The organism is Polaribacter cellanae (assembly GCF_017569185.1).
GTDB lineage: Bacteria > Bacteroidota > Bacteroidia > Flavobacteriales > Flavobacteriaceae > Polaribacter > Polaribacter cellanae.
Window position 1 is genome coordinate 1,208,317 of the sequence record NZ_CP071869.1, and the last position, 16,684, is coordinate 1,225,000.

Sequence of the window (16,684 nt, forward strand, 5' to 3'; positions counted from 1 at the left end):
ATTAATTAATAATTTGTCTTGGTTCTTCTCTATCTTTTCTATTCTTTTTTTTCAATTTTAACTCTTCTCTCCAACTATATAGAACTGGCACAATAAAATAAGAAGTAATGTCTATAACCATTCCTCCAAAAATTGGAATTGCCATCGGAATCATAATATCGCTTCCTTTTCCTGTGGAAGTTAAAACTGGTAATAATGCTAAAATTGTAGTTACTGTTGTCATTAAACAAGGGCGAATACGTTTTTCTGCAGCTTGTAAAGCGTAAATTCTTATACTTTTTTTATCGGCAGGTTTTTCGCGATTAAATGTTTGTGTTAAATAGGTTGCCATTACAACACCATCGTCTGTTGCAATACCAAATAAAGCTATAAAACCTACCCAAACTGCTACACTTAAATTAATGGTTTTCATGTTGAATAAACCTCTCATATTTTCTCCAAAAAAGCTAAAATTGAAAAACCAATCTTGTCCATACAACCAAACCATAATAAAACCACCTGCAAAAGCTACAGCAATTCCTGTAAACACCATTAACGAAGTAGAAACCGATTTGAATTGAAAATATAAAATCAAGAAAATAATTGCCAATGCTAAAGGAACTACGATAGACAGTGTTTTTTCTGCTCTAATTTGATTTTCATAGGTTCCTGTAAATTTGTAACTAACTCCTTTAGGAACCGTTAATTCTCCAGCATCTATTTTTTGTTGAAATAATTTTTGTGCATTTTCTATAACATCGACTTCTGCAAAACCATCTAATTTATCGAACAGAACATAACCTACTAAAAAAGTATCTTCACTTTTTATAACTTGTGGGCCTTGCTCGTATCTAATTGTTGCTAATTCGCCCAAAGGAACAGGATTTCCTTTTTCAACAGGAATATAAATGTCGTTTATAGATTCTGGGTTGCTACGCAATTCTCTTGGATAACGTACTCTAATTCCATAACGTTCTCTTCCTTCCACAGTTTGCGTTAATTGCATTCCACCAACTGCTACTTTTAAAACACTTTGTACATCTTCAATAGAAATTCCATAACGAGCTATTTTTTCTCTATCGATATCGATTAATAAATAGGGTTTTCCTACAATTCTATCTGCAAAAACGGCTTCAACTTTAATACCTTCTGCTTGTTTTAAAAGACTTTCTAATTGCAACCCAAAAGCTTCAATTTGTTTTAAATCTTGCCCTTTTACTTTTATTCCCATTGGTGCACGCATTCCTGTTTGTAACATTACCAATCTTGTTTCTATCGGTTGCAATTTTGGTGCAGATGTAACACCTGGCAATTTGGTAACTTTTACAATTTCATTCCAAATATCGTTAGGAGAATTAATTTCTGGTCGCCAGTTTCTATAGAATTCGCCATTGTTATCTTCGATAAGTTGGTTGTGTTCTAGTTTTGTAAAACTTGCATTTTCTGAATTGTTTGGGTTTTTAATAAATTGTCCGTTTTTCAATTTAAAAGCACCCTCTTTATTTACTTTGTAACGCTGTCTTTTTCCTTCTGAATTTCGCATATATTCAGGTTTATACAAAATTATATTTTCGTACATCGATAAAGGTGCAGGGTCTAAAGCCGATTCTGTTCTACCTGCTTTACCAACCACGGTTTCAATTTCTGGAATAGTTGCAACTGCCATGTCTAATTGTTGTAAAACACGTTTGTTTTCTTCGACACCAGAATGTGGCAATGAAGTTGGCATTAATAAGAAAGAACCTTCATTTAAAGAAGGCATAAATTCTTTACCTGTGTTGTTTAAAATCCAGCCTCCAGAAATAAGAACAACAGTAGGTATTATTAAAAATAAAATTTTATTGGCTAAAGCCCACTTTAAAATTTGTGCATAATACCTTCTAAAAACGGAGAATATTCCTAAAATTCCGAAGCAAATAATAGCTACAAAAATTAAATTAATAAAAATACCTCTGTTAAAACCTAATGGTCGCCAATATTCTGCAAGTAAGAATATTATAGCAGCACAAGCAATTATACCATCTGCCTTTGGCATTTTTCCAAAGGGAAGAAAATTAGTAAATCTTTGAATATTAATAATTCCAAAAGCAATTAGAATACTTCCTAACCAAAAACCACTAATTATAGTTACAATTCCTGCAACGATTAAGGCGATATTTATAACATATTTAAACGAGTTTTTAAGTGCTGTTTTTCTAAATAAATAGGCTGCAAAAGGCGGAATTAAAAACAAGGCAATTACCAAAGATGCAGATAATGCCATTGTTTTGGTAAAAGCCAAAGGTCTAAATAATTTTCCTTCTGCACCAATCATTGTAAATACTGGTACAAAACTAATAATTGTAGTTAACACTGCTGTTAAAATTGCACTAGAAACTTCTGCAGTTGCATTATAAATTATTTCGTCTGTAGTAAACTTTGTTCCATCTTTACGATTTTGTAGTTTTTTATCATTTAAATGACGAATCATATTTTCGGCGAGAATTACACCAACATCTACCATGGTTCCAATTGCAATTGCAATTCCTGAAAGTGCTACAATATTTGCATCTACATTAAATAGTTTCATCGTAATAAAAACCATTAATACTGCAACAGGTAATAAACCAGAGATTAAAATGGAAGCTCGAAGATTAAAAACCATTACAACAATTACCAAAATTGTAATGAGAATCTCTAAGGTTAACGCTTCATTTAATGTGCCTATTGTTTCTTTAATTAATTCTGTTCTATCATAAAAAGGAACAATTGTTAATTGAGATATTCTTCCGTCTGCTAAAACTTTTGTTGGCAAACCTCCTTTTAATTCTTCTATTTGAGTTTTTACATTGGTAATTACCTCCATAGGGTTTGCGCCATATCTTGCAACTACAACTCCACCAACAACTTCTGCACCTTCTTTATCTAACAAGCCTCTTCTTGTTGCTGGTCCTAAAGAAACTTTACCAATATCTTTTATTTTAATGGCTGTAAAATCTTCTGAAGTAACCACAGCGTTTTCAATATCTTCAATGGATTTTATGTAACCTAAACCGCGTACTAAATATTCCGTTTTATTTATTTCTAAAGTCTGCGCTCCAATATCTCGATTGCTACTTTTAACAGCTTTTACAACTTGGTTTAAACCAATATTGTATTGTCGCATTAACTCTGGATTCACATCTACTTGATATTCTTGAACATAACCACCAATTGAGGCAACTTCAGAAACACCACTTGCAGATGATAATCCGTATTTTACATAGTAATCTTGGATACTTCGCAATTCTTGTAAATCCCAACCACCTGTAACCTTTCCTTTTTCGTCTCGACCTTCTAAAGTGTACCAAAAAATTTGTCCTAAACCAGTGGCGTCTGGCCCCAATGAAGGGTTTACATCTTCTGGTAATAAATTACTTGGTAATGAATTTAGTTTTTCTAAAATTCGACTTCTACTCCAATAAAACTCTACATCTTCTTCAAAAATGATATAAATACTGGAAAAACCAAACATAGAAGAACTTCTGATTGTTTTAACTCCTGGAATTCCTAATAAAGAGGTGGTTAATGGATATGTAATTTGGTCTTCGATATCTTGTGGTGAACGACCATCCCATTTTGTAAATATGATTTGCTGATTTTCGCCAATATCTGGAATGGCATCTACAGCAACAGGGTCGCTTGGTAAAAATGGAATATTCCAATTAAAAGGAGCGTTTACGGTTCCCCAACCCGCAAAAAGTAAGAGTAATAAAACTGCTACGAGTTTATTTTCTATTAAAAATTTGATGCTTTTATTTAGCATTAGTTTTGATAATTAAACAGTTAAACATTGGTGTTAAAAAAACACCGAATACAACAATTTATCCTTATAACATTATAGTTATAGGATATTACAGTTTATTGTTTAAAAAAATCAAATTAAATAAGTCTCGTCTATCTTAAAGATTTCTTTGATGACGAGTGGTGGTTTGTATGTAGAATAATTAGAAACTTTCTTATCTAAATCTTTAAAAAGATTCAGGTAAGTATAGATAAATGAAGCTATAAATAATTCTTGGTTGAAAGAAATATGATCTATTTGGAATTGTACTCCATCTTGACCATCAATTAATAATTGTTCGTCTTTACAACAATCTTTCTTAACTATTGTACAACCAGAAATAGTAACAGAAGTATCTTGCTTGCTTTCCATACCACAAGTAGATACTTTGCTAAAAACAGAAGCATCTATAAGCGTATCTCCACAAAAATGTTTTGTGATAGCGAACGACGTTGTAGAAAATAAAACTACAAACGACATTAAAACAGCTACTATTTTATAAGAGAATTTTGTCATTCTAAATGCAAATTTAATCAAAAATTAGAAAACAGACTTTCTATTATGTTAAAATTAAGTTATAAGCTGTCTTGTATTTACTTTTCTATTAAACTCGAATACATAGCAATTCTAATTTTTTCTTCGTTTATCCAACCACTATAAGCACTATAATTTTTAGTAATTTCGTTATTCGCTTTTACTTCTTCTAACGTTTTTCCATTGTCGATTTCCAATTGAATTTTCTCTCTTAAATCTACCAACATATTTTTATAAGCAATTAACTCTTCTCTGTTAGATAGGTTTCCATGCCCAGGAATTATTTTGGTATTATTATCTGCCAATAAAATAACTTTTTCTGCAGCTGTAATTACTCCATTTACATTTCCACCAGAATTTAAATCGATATAAGGAAACTTTCCTTGAAAATAAGTATCTCCCATATGAACCACATTGTTCGCAGTAAAATAGATAATTGCATCTCCATCTGTGTGTGCATTGTGTACGTGAGAAACTAAAACATCATCATTATTTATATGCAACATTAAATCTTTTGAAAACGTAATTACAGGCAATGCTTTTTTTGGTGACGCTTTTTTAGTTCTTCCTCTTACCTTGGAATCTGTACTCATTCTTTTTCTTACATTATCGTGTGCAACAATTATAGCACCTTCTTTTTGCATGTTTTCGTTTCCTCCTGTATGATCTCCATGCCAATGAGAGTTTACTAGATATTTTATAGGTTTCGCTGTAATTTCTTTAATCGCATTTAATATTTTAGGGGTTAAAGGCGCGAATTGATCGTCGATCATAAATACTGCATCTTCTCCCACAAAAAGACCTATGTTTCCTCCTTGTCCTTTTAGCATATAAATATTGTCTGTTAATTTCTCTGTAATTATTTTTACTTCTCTATTTTGCGAGTTTATAGAAAATGTAACTGTAAAAAGTAGTACTAGTAATGTTGATAGTTTCATAATATGGTTCTGTCTCTTTTTTAGTTTGATAAGATACAACGTTTTTTTAGTAGTTAATTTAAAGATTCCTTACATTTATTTATTGCTAACTATTTCAGAATGAAAAGTATCTAAAAAATGATTTTATTTTAGTGTTTTTTTACCAAAAAAAACATTGCAGAACTAAAAAATGATTTTATATTTGCATCTCTTTACCATGCGAAAGTAGCTCAGTTGGTAGAGCGTCAGCCTTCCAAGCTGAATGTCGCCAGTTCGAACCTGGTCTTTCGCTCTAAAAGCTTCATTAGAAATAATGAAGTTTTTTTTTGTTTAAAAATTTCTTAAAAATCAAAAAAATAAGGTGAGAAGTTTATATCGAGCGAAGTCGAGATGAACCTGGTCTTTCGCTCTAAAAGCTTCATTAGAAATAATAGAGTTTTTTTTATGCCTATATGCCTAAAAGTTTCTTAAAAAAATAAGGTAAAAAGTTTACTCATAAAGTTTGTCTTGCTGTAAGCATTTCATACCCAATACTGGAGAAAATCCTTTCAAGATAACAAACTGAGTAGAAAAACTGGAAGGAAAAAACGAATTTTAATAGTATTTAAAATGATTTCAACCTATCTCCAAAAATCAATAATAACACAATAGGAACTGCCAATAAAATAACCATTAATTTATTTGTTGAAATTAGTGAAGGATATAAAACCAAAGTAGTTGCAAAACCACCCATTGCTCCTCCTAAGTGTGCTGCATGACCAACGTTTCCTAATTGTTTTTTCATTCCATAAATGGAATATAACAAATATCCTATTCCGAAAATATATCCTGGAATTGGAAGAGGAATATAAAATAAATACAGACTCATATCTGGATACAATAATATGGACGAATATATAACCCCAGATACTGCTCCAGATGCTCCAACTGCACTGTAATAAGGCTCTTTTTTATGGTAAGTCAAAGAATATAAACTCCCAGCCAATAAACTACCAAAATAAATAATTAAGAAATAAGGAGTTCCTAACATTCCAGAAACGATTCTTCCAAATAAATATAAAGCATACATATTAAAACCTAAATGCATCCAATCTACATGTAAAAAACCAGAAGTAAACATTCTTATTTTTTCTCCAGATATAATTTTACTTACTTGAAACTTATATTTATCTAAAAAAGAGTAATCGTTAAATCCTTTCATCGAAACCAAAACATTGGCTATAATAATAAGTAAAATTGCGCTATTTATATTTTCTATCATAGAACAAACATAATAAAAACCATTAGTAATATCTCTTTTCGTTTTAAATTTAAATACGATATTTGCAATATTAAAACCATATTATGCAATTTCTTGTTTTTGCGCTTACTTACCCAATTATTTGGATTCTATCGAGATTACCAATGAGATTATTATATATAAAGTCCGATGTTTTTTACTTTCTAATTTATCATGTTATTGGTTATAGAAAAGCAGTGGTTTTAGAAAATTTAAAAATGGCTTTTCCTAAAAAATCGGAAGAAGAACTTTTAAAAATTAGAAAAAAATTCTTTAAACATTTAATGGATTTAATGATGGAGAGTGTAAAAGCTTTCTCTATTTCTGAAAAAGAAATTTTAAAACGTTATAAATACAAAAATCCAGAATTGGTAAACGAATTTGTAAAGCAAGGAAAAAGTATTGCCTTGGTTGGTGCACATCTAGCAAATTGGGAATGGTCTATTACATTGCCATTAGTAATAGAAACAGAAGTTTATGGTGCTTACACAAAATTGAATAATAAATATTTCGAAAAATATGTAAGACTATCAAGAGAAAAATTTGGTGTTAGGGGTTACAAAACATCTGAAATGGTAAAAGGAATGCAAAGAAGGTTTTCCGAAAACAAAAAAGGTGCTTATATTTTATTGAGTGACCAGTCTCCACAACCTCACAAAACCTATTATTGGCGAGAATTCTTCAACATAAAAGTACCTGTTCATACAGGTGCAGAGATGCTTTCGAAAAGGTTCGATTTGGTAGTAATAAACTACGTTGCAAAAAAAGTGAAAAGAGGGTATTACGAAATAGAATTTCAACTAATAACAGATTCTCCAAAAGAGTTTGAAGATTATAAAGTTATAGATTTATATACTGAGTTGACAGAAAAAAACATCTTACAACAACCTGAATTTTATTTGTGGTCTCACAAAAGGTTTAAGCATAGAGATAAAGTGCCAAAAGAGTTTTTGTAGTCTAAAAATAATTTCCTTAAAAAAGGAAAAAATTAATCCTTATAAAACCAATCATTTACCAATTGATGCTCAATTGCAGGCACTGTTTTGTGAGCATAATCGTTTTTAATTGGATGGTATTCGTAGTCTTGAGACCAGTTTTCGATATTTTTAGACAATTCTTTTAAAGAGTTGCATATAAATTCTACTTCCTTATTTGTAATTGTTGGATGCACAGATAGGCGAACCCAACCAGGTTTATCTGTATTACAGCCGTGTAAAATTTGGTCTTTAATTCTGTTTGATGTTTCTTGATCTACATTTAGTAAAAAATGCCCATAAGTTCCTGCACAAGAACAACCACCTCTGGTTTGAATTCCAAAACGATCGTTTAATAATTTTACCACTAAATTAAAGTGATACTTTTCAAAATAAAAAGAAAAAATACTCAATCTTTCTTTATGATTTGGTGCTAAAATTTTAACACCTTCAAGATTTTCTAGCGTTTTAAAGATTACTTTATTAATTTCGTCTTCTCTTTTTTTAATGTTTTTAACGCCCATTTCTTCTTTCAACTGAATCGCTAAAGCAATTCTAATTGTTTGTAAGAAAGCTGGTGTTCCTCCATCTTCTCTGGTTTCTACATCGTCGAAATAATCGTGTTCTCCCCAGGGATTTGTATAACTTACGGTTCCTCCTCCTGGATTATCTGGAATTGTATTTTTGTACAATTTTTTATTGAAAACCAAAACCCCAGAAGTTCCTGGTCCTCCCAAAAATTTATGTGGCGAAAAGAAAATTGCATCTAAATACTCATCCTCTTCTTCTGGATGCATATCAATATCTACATAAGGTGCACAACATGCAAAATCTACAAAACACAAACCGTTATAACTGTGAATTAGTTTTGCAATTTTATGATAAGCTGTTTTAATTCCTGTAACATTAGAACAAGAAGTTATGGAAGCTATTTTTATTTTACGATGTGCGTGCTTTTTTATACATTTTTCGAAGCTTTCTAAACATACTAAACCTTCGTTATTACATGGTACAACTTCTACATCTGCAATGGTTTCTAACCAAGAAGTTTGGTTAGAATGGTGTTCCATATGGCTCACAAAAACAATGGGTCTTATGTCTTCTGGAACTGTTGTATGCTCTTTTAAACTTTCGGAAACTTTTAAACCTAATATTCGTTGAAATTTATTTACAACGCCTGTCATACCAGAACCTGATGTTATTAAAACATCATTTTCATTGGCATTTACATGTTTTTTTATAATTTTTCTAGCTTCGTGATAAGCCAACGTCATTGTTGCACCAGAAGTAGAGGTTTCTGTATGTGTATTTGCCACAAAAGGTCCGAATTTATAAAGCATTTTTTCTTCAAGAGGTAAATATAACCTACCACTTGCAGTCCAGTCTGTATAAATTAAATCTTGTTCTCCATAAGGAGACATAAATTTTTGATCTATACCTACAATGTTTTTTCTAAACTGACTGAAATACTTTTCTAAATGCATAATTGTCTGTTTTAAAATAATCTAAATTTCCCTCCTATTAAAATGGTATTTTCGAAAAAATAAAAACTTTGTGAAGCCGAGTCTGCAGAACTTAAAGATGTTTTAATATCTGGCATATTAATGTAACCTATTTTATAATCTGCTTGAATATAAAAATGTTTTAAAAACGTAATGTTTAATCCTGCTCCTGCCGAAATTCCCCAACCCGATATATGAAAATTATCGTGTCTTTCTTTTCCTAATAAAGAAGTATCTGTTCTTGGGTATAAAACTCCTGCCCCCAAACCTTCTGTTAGGTTTATTTGTAGGTTATCTAATTTAAAACCAAACCAATGGTCTATATTATCGAAACGTTTTACTTCCACATTTACATAGTTTAAACCATCTGTATGTTCAAACCTTAAAAAATCTTCAGCCAATACAATATCTTGGTTTTTATAAGAGCCATCATATTTTTTATTTCCAATATTAATATTTCCATTAATTTTAACCTTTTGGTCTGCAATCATTACATATTTCATGTGGTCTACACCAATTGAAATGGTATAATTTTCTTTAAAGAAATAACCAATTCTGTAATTATTTTGCGGAATGGTAATATTTGCTGGATTAAAATAATCGTTAAAAGAGAATTTTGTTTGCCTGTCTTCTGCTCTTACATCAGACAAGGTAAAATCGTAATCTTTTCCTTTAAATCGAATATCTGAATTTGTGTAATTTGCCCAGTTCCAACCCCAGTAGATAAAAAACTTTCCTTTGTTTACTATTTTCTTTTTTTTGGGAGCTGAATTATTTTGTTGTGCTACAACCCCAAAAAAACTAAAAAGTAAGATTCCTAAAATGATGCTATTTATTTTCAAAAGTTCTAATTATTTATTTGATAATTTCTTTAATTTCATTGATAAAACGAACTGCTAAATCGTCTGCTTTTTGTTGTGATTTTGCTTCTGTATAAATTCTAATTATTGGCTCTGTATTCGACTTTCTTAAATGAACCCATTGCTCTGCAAAATCTATTTTTACACCATCTATGGTGTTTACATCTTCATTTTTATATTTACAAGCCATTGTTTCTAAGATATTATCAACATCTATTTCTGGTGTTAATTGAATCTTATTTTTGCTCATAAAATAACTTGGATAAGAGTCTCTTAATTCTTTACAAGACATTTTAATATTTGCTAAATGTGATAAAAACAAAGCAACACCCACCAAAGAATCACGACCATAATGCGAAGCTGGGTAAATGATTCCTCCATTTCCTTCTCCACCAATTACAGTGTTTGTTTCTTTCATTTTAATTACCACATTTACTTCTCCAACTGCACTTGCAGTATAAGTTCCACCGTGTTTTTGGGTAATATCTCTTAATGCTCTTGAAGACGATAAGTTAGAAACCGTGTTTCCACCACCTAATTTTCCTAACACATAATCTGCACAAGCAACCAACGTATATTCTTCGCCAAACATAGTACCATCTTCGGAAATTAAAGCTAATCTGTCTACATCTGGGTCTACTACAATTCCAAAATCGGCTTTTTCTTTTACTACTAAATTAGAAATATCTGTTAAGTGTTCTTTTAAAGGTTCTGGATTGTGTGGAAATTGTCCATTTGGTGTACAATATAATTCTATACACTCTACGTTTAATTCTTTCAATAAAGCAGGTATAAAAATTCCTCCTGTAGAATTAACGCCATCTACAACTACTTTAAAGTTTGCTTTTTTAATGGCTTCTACATCTACCAATTCTAAATCTAAAACTGCTTGAACGTGTTTTTGTAAATAGGAACTGTCTTTAGAATAGGTCCCTAAATCGTCTACTTCTGCAAAAGAAAAATCTTCGCTTTCTGCTAATTCAAGAATTTTTTCTCCTTCTGCTCCGCTTAAAAATTCTCCTTTTTCGTTTAATAATTTTAAGGCATTCCATTGTTTTGGATTGTGGGATGCTGTTAGAATAATTCCTCCATCCGCGTTTTCCATTGGTACTGCAATTTCTACAGTTGGTGTGGTAGACAAACCTAAATCTACAACATCAATTCCTAAACCAAATAAAGTATTGGCGACCAAACTCGAAATCATTTTTCCAGAAATACGTGCATCTCTCCCAATAACAACTTTAATATCTTTCTTATTATTGTTTCTTGCTTTTATGAATGCGCCATATGCTGATGCAAATTTCACTGCATCTATGGGTGTTAAATTATCAGCAGTTTTTCCGCCAATGGTTCCTCTAATTCCAGAAATTGATTTGATTAATGTCATTCTTTTAGGTTGTGTTTTTGTGATTGATACAAAGATAATCCTATTAAATGATATCGTAAAATAATTTAACAGGTAGTCAACTTTTAAAAGGTAAATTAGTTGGCAGAAATGTGCGTTAGGGATTGAAGCAATTGTTTGAGCTCTTTTTTCTTTTTCAGAAAAAAAGCGAGTGCGTAAAGCCCGACCTTTAGGGAACGCCAAAAAAACAGTTGGCAGTTTTCAGTTGGCAGTTTTTAGCCTAGTATGTTGAATAAAAAATATGAATCTTTATTTATTCTAAAGATACTGAAACAAGTTCAGCATAAAAAAAAGCCGATGCAAATTGCATCGGCTTATATGATAAATTTCTACTGAGATACTGAAACGAGTTCAGCATAAAGAATTACTTCTTCTTTTTTGCTCCAGCTTCCATTTTTTCTTTAAGTGCTGCTAAACCACCAATGTCTCCAAGAGTTGTTTTTTCTGCATCTACAGATTTTTTAGCAGCTGCTTTTATATTTCTCTTTTCTTCTTCTCTAAAGATTGAAGTATGAGAAACAACTACTCGCCTGTATTCTTTAGAAAATTCCATTACAATAAAGTCTACTGTATCTCCTTTTCCTAATTTAGAACCGTCTTCTTTTTCTAAGAAACGTGTTGGTGCAAAACCTTCTACGCCATCTGCAAAAGTTACAACTGCTCCTTTATCGTTCTTTTCTTTAATAGTTCCTTCGTGTGTAGAACCGATTGTGTACGTAGCTTCATGTGCATCCCAAGGATTATCTTGTGTTTGCTTATGACCTAAGTTTAACTTTCTGTTCTCTACATCTAATTCTAATACTTGCACTTCTAATTTATCTCCAACAGTTACAAAATCTGATGGATGCTTGATTTTCTTAGTCCAAGATAAATCAGAAATGTATACTAAACCATCAATACCTTCTTCTAATTCTACAAACACACCGAAGTTCGTGTAATTTCTTACAGTTCCTGTATGTGTAGAGCCAACAGGATATTTAGTTGTAATATCTGTCCAAGGATCTGGGTGTAATTGTTTCATTCCTAAAGACATTTTACGGTCTTCTCTATCTAAAGTTAACACTTGCGCTTCTACTTTATCTCCAACTTTTACGAAATCTTGTGCAGAACGTAAATGGGTTGACCAAGACATTTCAGAAACGTGAATTAACCCTTCTACTCCTTGCTCTACTTCTACGAATGCTCCATAATCTGCTAAAACAACAACTTCTCCTGTTACTTTATCACCTACTTTTAAAGTATCGTCTAAAGCTTCCCAAGGATGTGCAGATAATTGTTTTAAACCTAATTGGATTCTAGATTTGTTATCGTCAAAATCTAAAATTACAACGTTTAATTTTTGATCTAATTCCACAACCTCATTAGGGTGGTTAATTCTAGACCAAGATAAATCTGTAATATGTACTAAACCATCTACACCACCTAAATCTACAAACACACCATAAGAAGTAATGTTTTTAACAATACCTTCTAATACTTGTCCTTTTTCTAATTGGCCAATGATTTCTTTTTTCTGTAATTCGATATCTGCTTCAATTAAAGCTTTATGAGAAACTACAACGTTTTTAAATTCGTGGTTGATTTTCACCACTTTAAATTCCATTGTTTTTTCTACATATTGATCGTAATCTCTAATTGGCTTCACGTCTATTTGAGATCCTGGTAAAAATGCTTCAATTCCGAAAACATCTACAATCATACCACCTCTGGTTCTACATTTAACGAAACCATTAACTACTTCACCAGTTTCATGAGCATTATTAACTCTTTCCCAAGCTTTAATTACTCTTGCTTTTTTGTGAGATAATACTAATTGACCAGAAGAATCTTCTCTTTTGTCTACCAATACTTCTACTGTATCTCCTTCTTTTAAACCTTGGTTGTAACGAAATTCGTTTAAAGAAATAACTCCTTCAGATTTAGAATTGATATCGATAATTGCATCTCTATCCGTAATTCTAATTACAGTTCCTTCAATAACGTCACGTTCGTTTACGAAACCTACAGTTCCTTCCAACGCTTTTTCAAAATCTTGTAATTTTTTTTCGTCAACAGCCTCAATACCTTGTTCGTATTTGTGCCAGTTAAAATCTGCTAAAAATTGTTTTGGATCTTGTTTTTCTTCTACAGCTGGAGTCGCTGCTTCTGTTTGTTGTACTTCAGTAGCTTCTACTTGCTCTTCAGTGTTTTTTGTTTCTTCAGACATGTGTCTAAATTAATTTTGTATCTTATTGTTTTACAGATTTTTAACGATTAAAACGCAAAGAGATGTTTTTATAAATAATTGTTTTTAAATCCTTTTACAAATCTGTTCTCGTAAAAAGGAGTGCAAATCTACAAAAAATACTTGATTTTTAAGTATTTAGATTAAAAAAATATTTTGTCTTTTTTTGGGCGTTCGAGCGGGCTATCCACTATATCTTTTTTTTATTTTAGTAAGTAACTTTTACATTTTCAGTTAATAAAAAAATACTGCTTTAAAAACAAGTGTATTTTGATGAATAAAAAAAAGGATGTCGTTTCTATCCCTAACGCGCTTACTCAATCTCAATAAAACTACATTAAAAATATAATTTTAAAAATTAGTGAATTCGCGGCATTTTAAGATAATCTTTATTTCCATATATCTTTTTAATTCGAACAATAATTTTATCTTGAAAAAACTACCTTTGCATTTTTAATTGCAAAAATCCTGCAAGGTTTATTTGATCTTGTAGGTATAAAATTGACGCAAAAGATACCTACAAGGTTTTAAAAAACTTGCAGGATTAATAAATTGCAGAGTTTCGTAAAATGGATAAAAAAACACAAGACTTAGTAGATCAAGGAATAATGCTTCCGTTAATGGAAGAATTTTACACAATACAGGGTGAAGGTTCTCATACAGGAACTGCTGCTTATTTTATTAGAGTTGGTGGTTGTGATGTGGGCTGTCATTGGTGTGATGTAAAGGAAAGTTGGAATGCAGATTTGCATCCGCCAACTTTAGCAGATACGATTGTGCACAACGTAAAAAAATACGCGAATACTGTTGTTATTACTGGTGGTGAGCCTTTAATGTGGTCTATGGATTATATAACTGAATTGCTTCAAGAGAATCATATAAAAACACATATAGAAACTTCTGGAGCCTATTCTTTCTCTGGAAAATGGGATTGGTTTTGTTTGTCGCCAAAGAAAACAAAATTGCCTTTAACAGAAAATTACAGAGAGGCAGACGAATTAAAAATGATTATCCATAACAAATCGGACTTTGATTTTGCGGAACAGGAAGCTGCTAAAGTAGGTAAGAAATGTCAGCTTTTTTTACAACCAGAATGGAGTAAAAAAGAAAAAATGACTGAGCAAATAGTTGATTATGTAATGAAAAATCCGAAATGGAAAATTTCTTTACAAACGCATAAATATTTAAATATTCCTTAATTTTTTTAGTTAGAGCTATTCACTGCCTTTGCTAATCGCTTTTTTTTAATTAATTTATTTCAGCATCTTAGCTTTTTAAAGAGTAAGTTTATTATTGTAACAAATACTCAATAGAGTTCAATCTAAAAAAGAGCTTAAAAAAACCGCTCTCCTGAAACTTCGGGATTGAGCTGTAAGTGGTTATAAACTGTTAGCTTTCTTTAACTTTTCTATCTATCAAAGTACAAATTCTCTCGAACTGTTCTTGTATTCCCATGTCCGAATTATCTATTTCTATGGCATCATCTGCTTTTAATAATGGAGAATCTTCTCTTGTTGAATCTATTCTGTCTCTTTCTTTCACATTAAAAAGTATGTCTTTAAAAGAAACGTTGTCTCCTCTATCAATTAATTCTTTGTAGCGTCTTGTAGCTCTTTTATCTGCAGAAGCTGTCATAAATAATTTTAATTCAGCATTTGGAAAAACAACAGTTCCAATATCTCTCCCATCCATTACAACACCACTTTTATTGCCCATTTTATGCTGTTCTGCCACTAATTTTTTTCTTACTTCAGATATTGTGGCTACTTTGCTTACTAATTGAGAAATTGCTAAAGTTCTAATTTCTTTCTCCACATTTTTGCCATTTAGAAACATTTCTGCAAAACCTAATTTCTCATTAAATTTAAAAGAGAGTGAAATTTCTTTTAATTTAGAAATTAATTTTTCCTCATATAAGAATTCTTTACCTACAAAATTATTTTGTTTCGCAAATAGTGTAACAGCTCTGTACATCGCTCCACTATCAACATAAATATAATTGTACTTTTTTGCAATTAATTTAGCAATCGTACTTTTTCCTGTTGATGAAAAACCATCAATTGCAATAGTAATTTTTTTACGCATAATAATTATCTTCTTCTTTGACTGTTTAAATCTATTTCTAAGCTAAATGTACTAGTATTTGTTGCTGAATGATATTTAGAATATGCATAATTTAATTTGAATCTATTCATTTTAACACCAAAACCAACTGAAATTCCACTAAAAGTTCTAACATTTTGTAATTTTAATTCTGCAGATCTTCTAAAATTGTAACCCAACCTCAAATTTATAAGACTTTCTGGAAATAATTCTGCACCTATAACTAAATGTCTAACAGCATTCTCTAAAAAATCAACATTTTCTTCGGTCACATTACCCTCTAAATCCGTTGATTGATCTGAAGGATTTGCTACAGAAATATTCCATTGTTGTAAATTATTAATAGTTCCATACCATTTCAAAGGTACATATTTCAATTTATAAGAACCTCCTAATGCAACAGAAAAAGGTAATTTTTCAATTTGTCCGTTAAAAGATTTTATTTGAGTTCCAATGTTTCTTGCCACTAAAGTAAAAGAAAACGATTTATATGGGCTATAATATAAAATTCCGATATCTGTAGCAATTCCAACAGAAGAAAAATTACTTATGTTTGAATTAATCAATTTAAGATTAGCTCCTATATAAAAATTTGTATATGGCAAATTATAAGAATAACCGACAGATATAGCAATATCATTAGCATTAAAAACACCTGTTTCATTTCCTTGTTCATCTGCTCCAATTAAAGATCCATAATTTAAATATTTAATACTTCCTTGAATAGTTCCGAATCTTTTTGAAATTTCTCTAGCATAAGAAACAGATCCTACATTTATACCAGCTAAGTAACTAGAATAGTTTGCCGAAAATTGATTATCAAGTTCGGCATTTATAGTGGCAGGATTCCAAATAGGTTGATTTACATCATCCAATAAAGTTAAAACTTCACTTCCCAAAGCGATTTGTCTTGCAGAAGTAGATAAATTTAAAAACTGGTAAACATTCTCTCCTCCAACTTGCGCATTAATAGTTGTTAAAAAAACGAAGAAAAAAAATAAACATTTAATAAATTTCATATATCTATAAATAAACGAAGTATCATATCAATAACGAAAATAAATATTAATATTTTATAATAAGGAATATATATATCTTAAATTAA

Annotated in this window: 12 protein-coding genes and 1 tRNA gene; 3 read left to right on the forward strand and 10 right to left on the reverse strand. The window is 30.8% G+C overall.

Annotated features, from left to right (window positions below):
• Position 1: 1 nt before the first annotated feature.
• The 3 genes from J3359_RS05470 to J3359_RS05480 form a co-directional block, all read right to left on the reverse strand.
• Positions 2-3,763: an efflux RND transporter permease subunit gene (locus J3359_RS05470; RefSeq protein WP_208079726.1), complete on the reverse strand. Its 3,762-nt coding sequence runs from the start codon at positions 3,761-3,763 to the stop codon at positions 2-4.
• A gap of 111 nt (positions 3,764-3,874) precedes the next feature.
• Complete coding sequence (locus J3359_RS05475) at positions 3,875-4,297, reverse strand: HYC_CC_PP family protein (RefSeq protein WP_243765991.1); 423 nt, start codon at positions 4,295-4,297, stop codon at positions 3,875-3,877.
• 77 nt (positions 4,298-4,374) lie between these two features.
• Positions 4,375-5,253, reverse strand: coding sequence for an MBL fold metallo-hydrolase (locus J3359_RS05480; protein WP_208079727.1), 879 nt, complete (start codon positions 5,251-5,253; stop codon positions 4,375-4,377).
• Between the two features lie 198 nt (positions 5,254-5,451).
• Here J3359_RS05480 and J3359_RS05485 point away from each other — a divergent pair.
• Positions 5,452-5,524: transfer RNA gene (locus tag J3359_RS05485), tRNA-Gly, on the forward strand.
• A 312-nt stretch (positions 5,525-5,836) separates the two neighbouring features.
• On the opposite strand, the gene J3359_RS05490 is transcribed toward J3359_RS05485, so the two are convergent.
• A complete protein-coding gene (locus J3359_RS05490; protein ID WP_208079728.1) occupies positions 5,837-6,493 on the reverse strand; it encodes a rhomboid family intramembrane serine protease in 657 nt (218 codons plus the stop codon).
• 83 nt (positions 6,494-6,576) lie between these two features.
• On the opposite strand from J3359_RS05490, the gene J3359_RS05495 reads away from it, so the two are divergent.
• A complete protein-coding gene (locus tag J3359_RS05495; RefSeq protein WP_208079729.1) occupies positions 6,577-7,467 on the forward strand; it encodes a lysophospholipid acyltransferase family protein in 891 nt (296 codons plus the stop codon).
• 32 nt (positions 7,468-7,499) lie between these two features.
• Here J3359_RS05495 and J3359_RS05500 read toward each other — a convergent pair whose 3' ends face one another.
• From J3359_RS05500 to rpsA, 4 genes are all read right to left on the reverse strand, one after another.
• Complete coding sequence (locus tag J3359_RS05500) at positions 7,500-8,969, reverse strand: aminotransferase class V-fold PLP-dependent enzyme (RefSeq protein WP_208079730.1); 1,470 nt, start codon at positions 8,967-8,969, stop codon at positions 7,500-7,502.
• A gap of 11 nt (positions 8,970-8,980) precedes the next feature.
• Positions 8,981-9,829: a hypothetical protein gene (locus J3359_RS05505; RefSeq protein WP_367890387.1), complete on the reverse strand. Its 849-nt coding sequence runs from the start codon at positions 9,827-9,829 to the stop codon at positions 8,981-8,983.
• 13 nt (positions 9,830-9,842) lie between these two features.
• The gene (gene glmM, locus J3359_RS05510) at positions 9,843-11,234 is read right to left on the reverse strand and encodes a phosphoglucosamine mutase (RefSeq protein ID WP_208079731.1); all 1,392 of its coding nucleotides are present in this window, start codon (positions 11,232-11,234) and stop codon (positions 9,843-9,845) included.
• Positions 11,235-11,616: 382 nt separating this feature from the next.
• Positions 11,617-13,458: a 30S ribosomal protein S1 gene (gene rpsA, locus J3359_RS05515; RefSeq protein ID WP_208079732.1), complete on the reverse strand. Its 1,842-nt coding sequence runs from the start codon at positions 13,456-13,458 to the stop codon at positions 11,617-11,619.
• Positions 13,459-14,045: 587 nt separating this feature from the next.
• On the opposite strand from rpsA, the gene J3359_RS05520 reads away from it, so the two are divergent.
• The gene (locus J3359_RS05520) at positions 14,046-14,675 is read left to right on the forward strand and encodes a 7-carboxy-7-deazaguanine synthase QueE (RefSeq protein WP_208079733.1); all 630 of its coding nucleotides are present in this window, start codon (positions 14,046-14,048) and stop codon (positions 14,673-14,675) included.
• Between the two features lie 190 nt (positions 14,676-14,865).
• On the opposite strand, the gene cmk is transcribed toward J3359_RS05520, so the two are convergent.
• Both cmk and porQ read right to left on the reverse strand, forming a co-directional pair.
• Complete coding sequence (gene cmk / locus J3359_RS05525; RefSeq protein WP_208079734.1) at positions 14,866-15,561, reverse strand: (d)CMP kinase; 696 nt, start codon at positions 15,559-15,561, stop codon at positions 14,866-14,868.
• Positions 15,562-15,566: 5 nt separating this feature from the next.
• Positions 15,567-16,598 (reverse strand): type IX secretion system protein PorQ, encoded by a 1,032-nt coding sequence (porQ, locus tag J3359_RS05530; protein ID WP_208079735.1) that lies wholly within the window; start codon positions 16,596-16,598, stop codon positions 15,567-15,569.
• Positions 16,599-16,684 lie beyond the last annotated feature (86 nt).

Excerpts from the sequence above, each read along its gene's own strand:
- cmk (WP_208079734.1), bottom strand. The coding sequence starts at position 15,561 with ATGCGTAAAAAAATTACTATTGCAATTGATGGTTTTTCATCAACAGGA.
- J3359_RS05480 (WP_208079727.1), bottom strand. The coding sequence starts at position 5,253 with ATGAAACTATCAACATTACTAGTACTACTTTTTACAGTTACATTTTCT.
- glmM (WP_208079731.1), bottom strand. The coding sequence starts at position 11,234 with ATGACATTAATCAAATCAATTTCTGGAATTAGAGGAACCATTGGCGGA.
- J3359_RS05495 (WP_208079729.1), top strand. The coding sequence starts at position 6,577 with ATGCAATTTCTTGTTTTTGCGCTTACTTACCCAATTATTTGGATTCTA.
- rpsA (WP_208079732.1), bottom strand. The coding sequence starts at position 13,458 with ATGTCTGAAGAAACAAAAAACACTGAAGAGCAAGTAGAAGCTACTGAA.
- J3359_RS05520 (WP_208079733.1), top strand. The coding sequence starts at position 14,046 with ATGGATAAAAAAACACAAGACTTAGTAGATCAAGGAATAATGCTTCCG.
- J3359_RS05475 (WP_243765991.1), bottom strand. The coding sequence starts at position 4,297 with ATGACAAAATTCTCTTATAAAATAGTAGCTGTTTTAATGTCGTTTGTA.
- porQ (WP_208079735.1), bottom strand. The coding sequence starts at position 16,598 with ATGAAATTTATTAAATGTTTATTTTTTTTCTTCGTTTTTTTAACAACT.
- J3359_RS05490 (WP_208079728.1), bottom strand. The coding sequence starts at position 6,493 with ATGATAGAAAATATAAATAGCGCAATTTTACTTATTATTATAGCCAAT.
- J3359_RS05500 (WP_208079730.1), bottom strand. The coding sequence starts at position 8,969 with ATGCATTTAGAAAAGTATTTCAGTCAGTTTAGAAAAAACATTGTAGGT.
- J3359_RS05470 (WP_208079726.1), bottom strand. The coding sequence starts at position 3,763 with ATGCTAAATAAAAGCATCAAATTTTTAATAGAAAATAAACTCGTAGCA.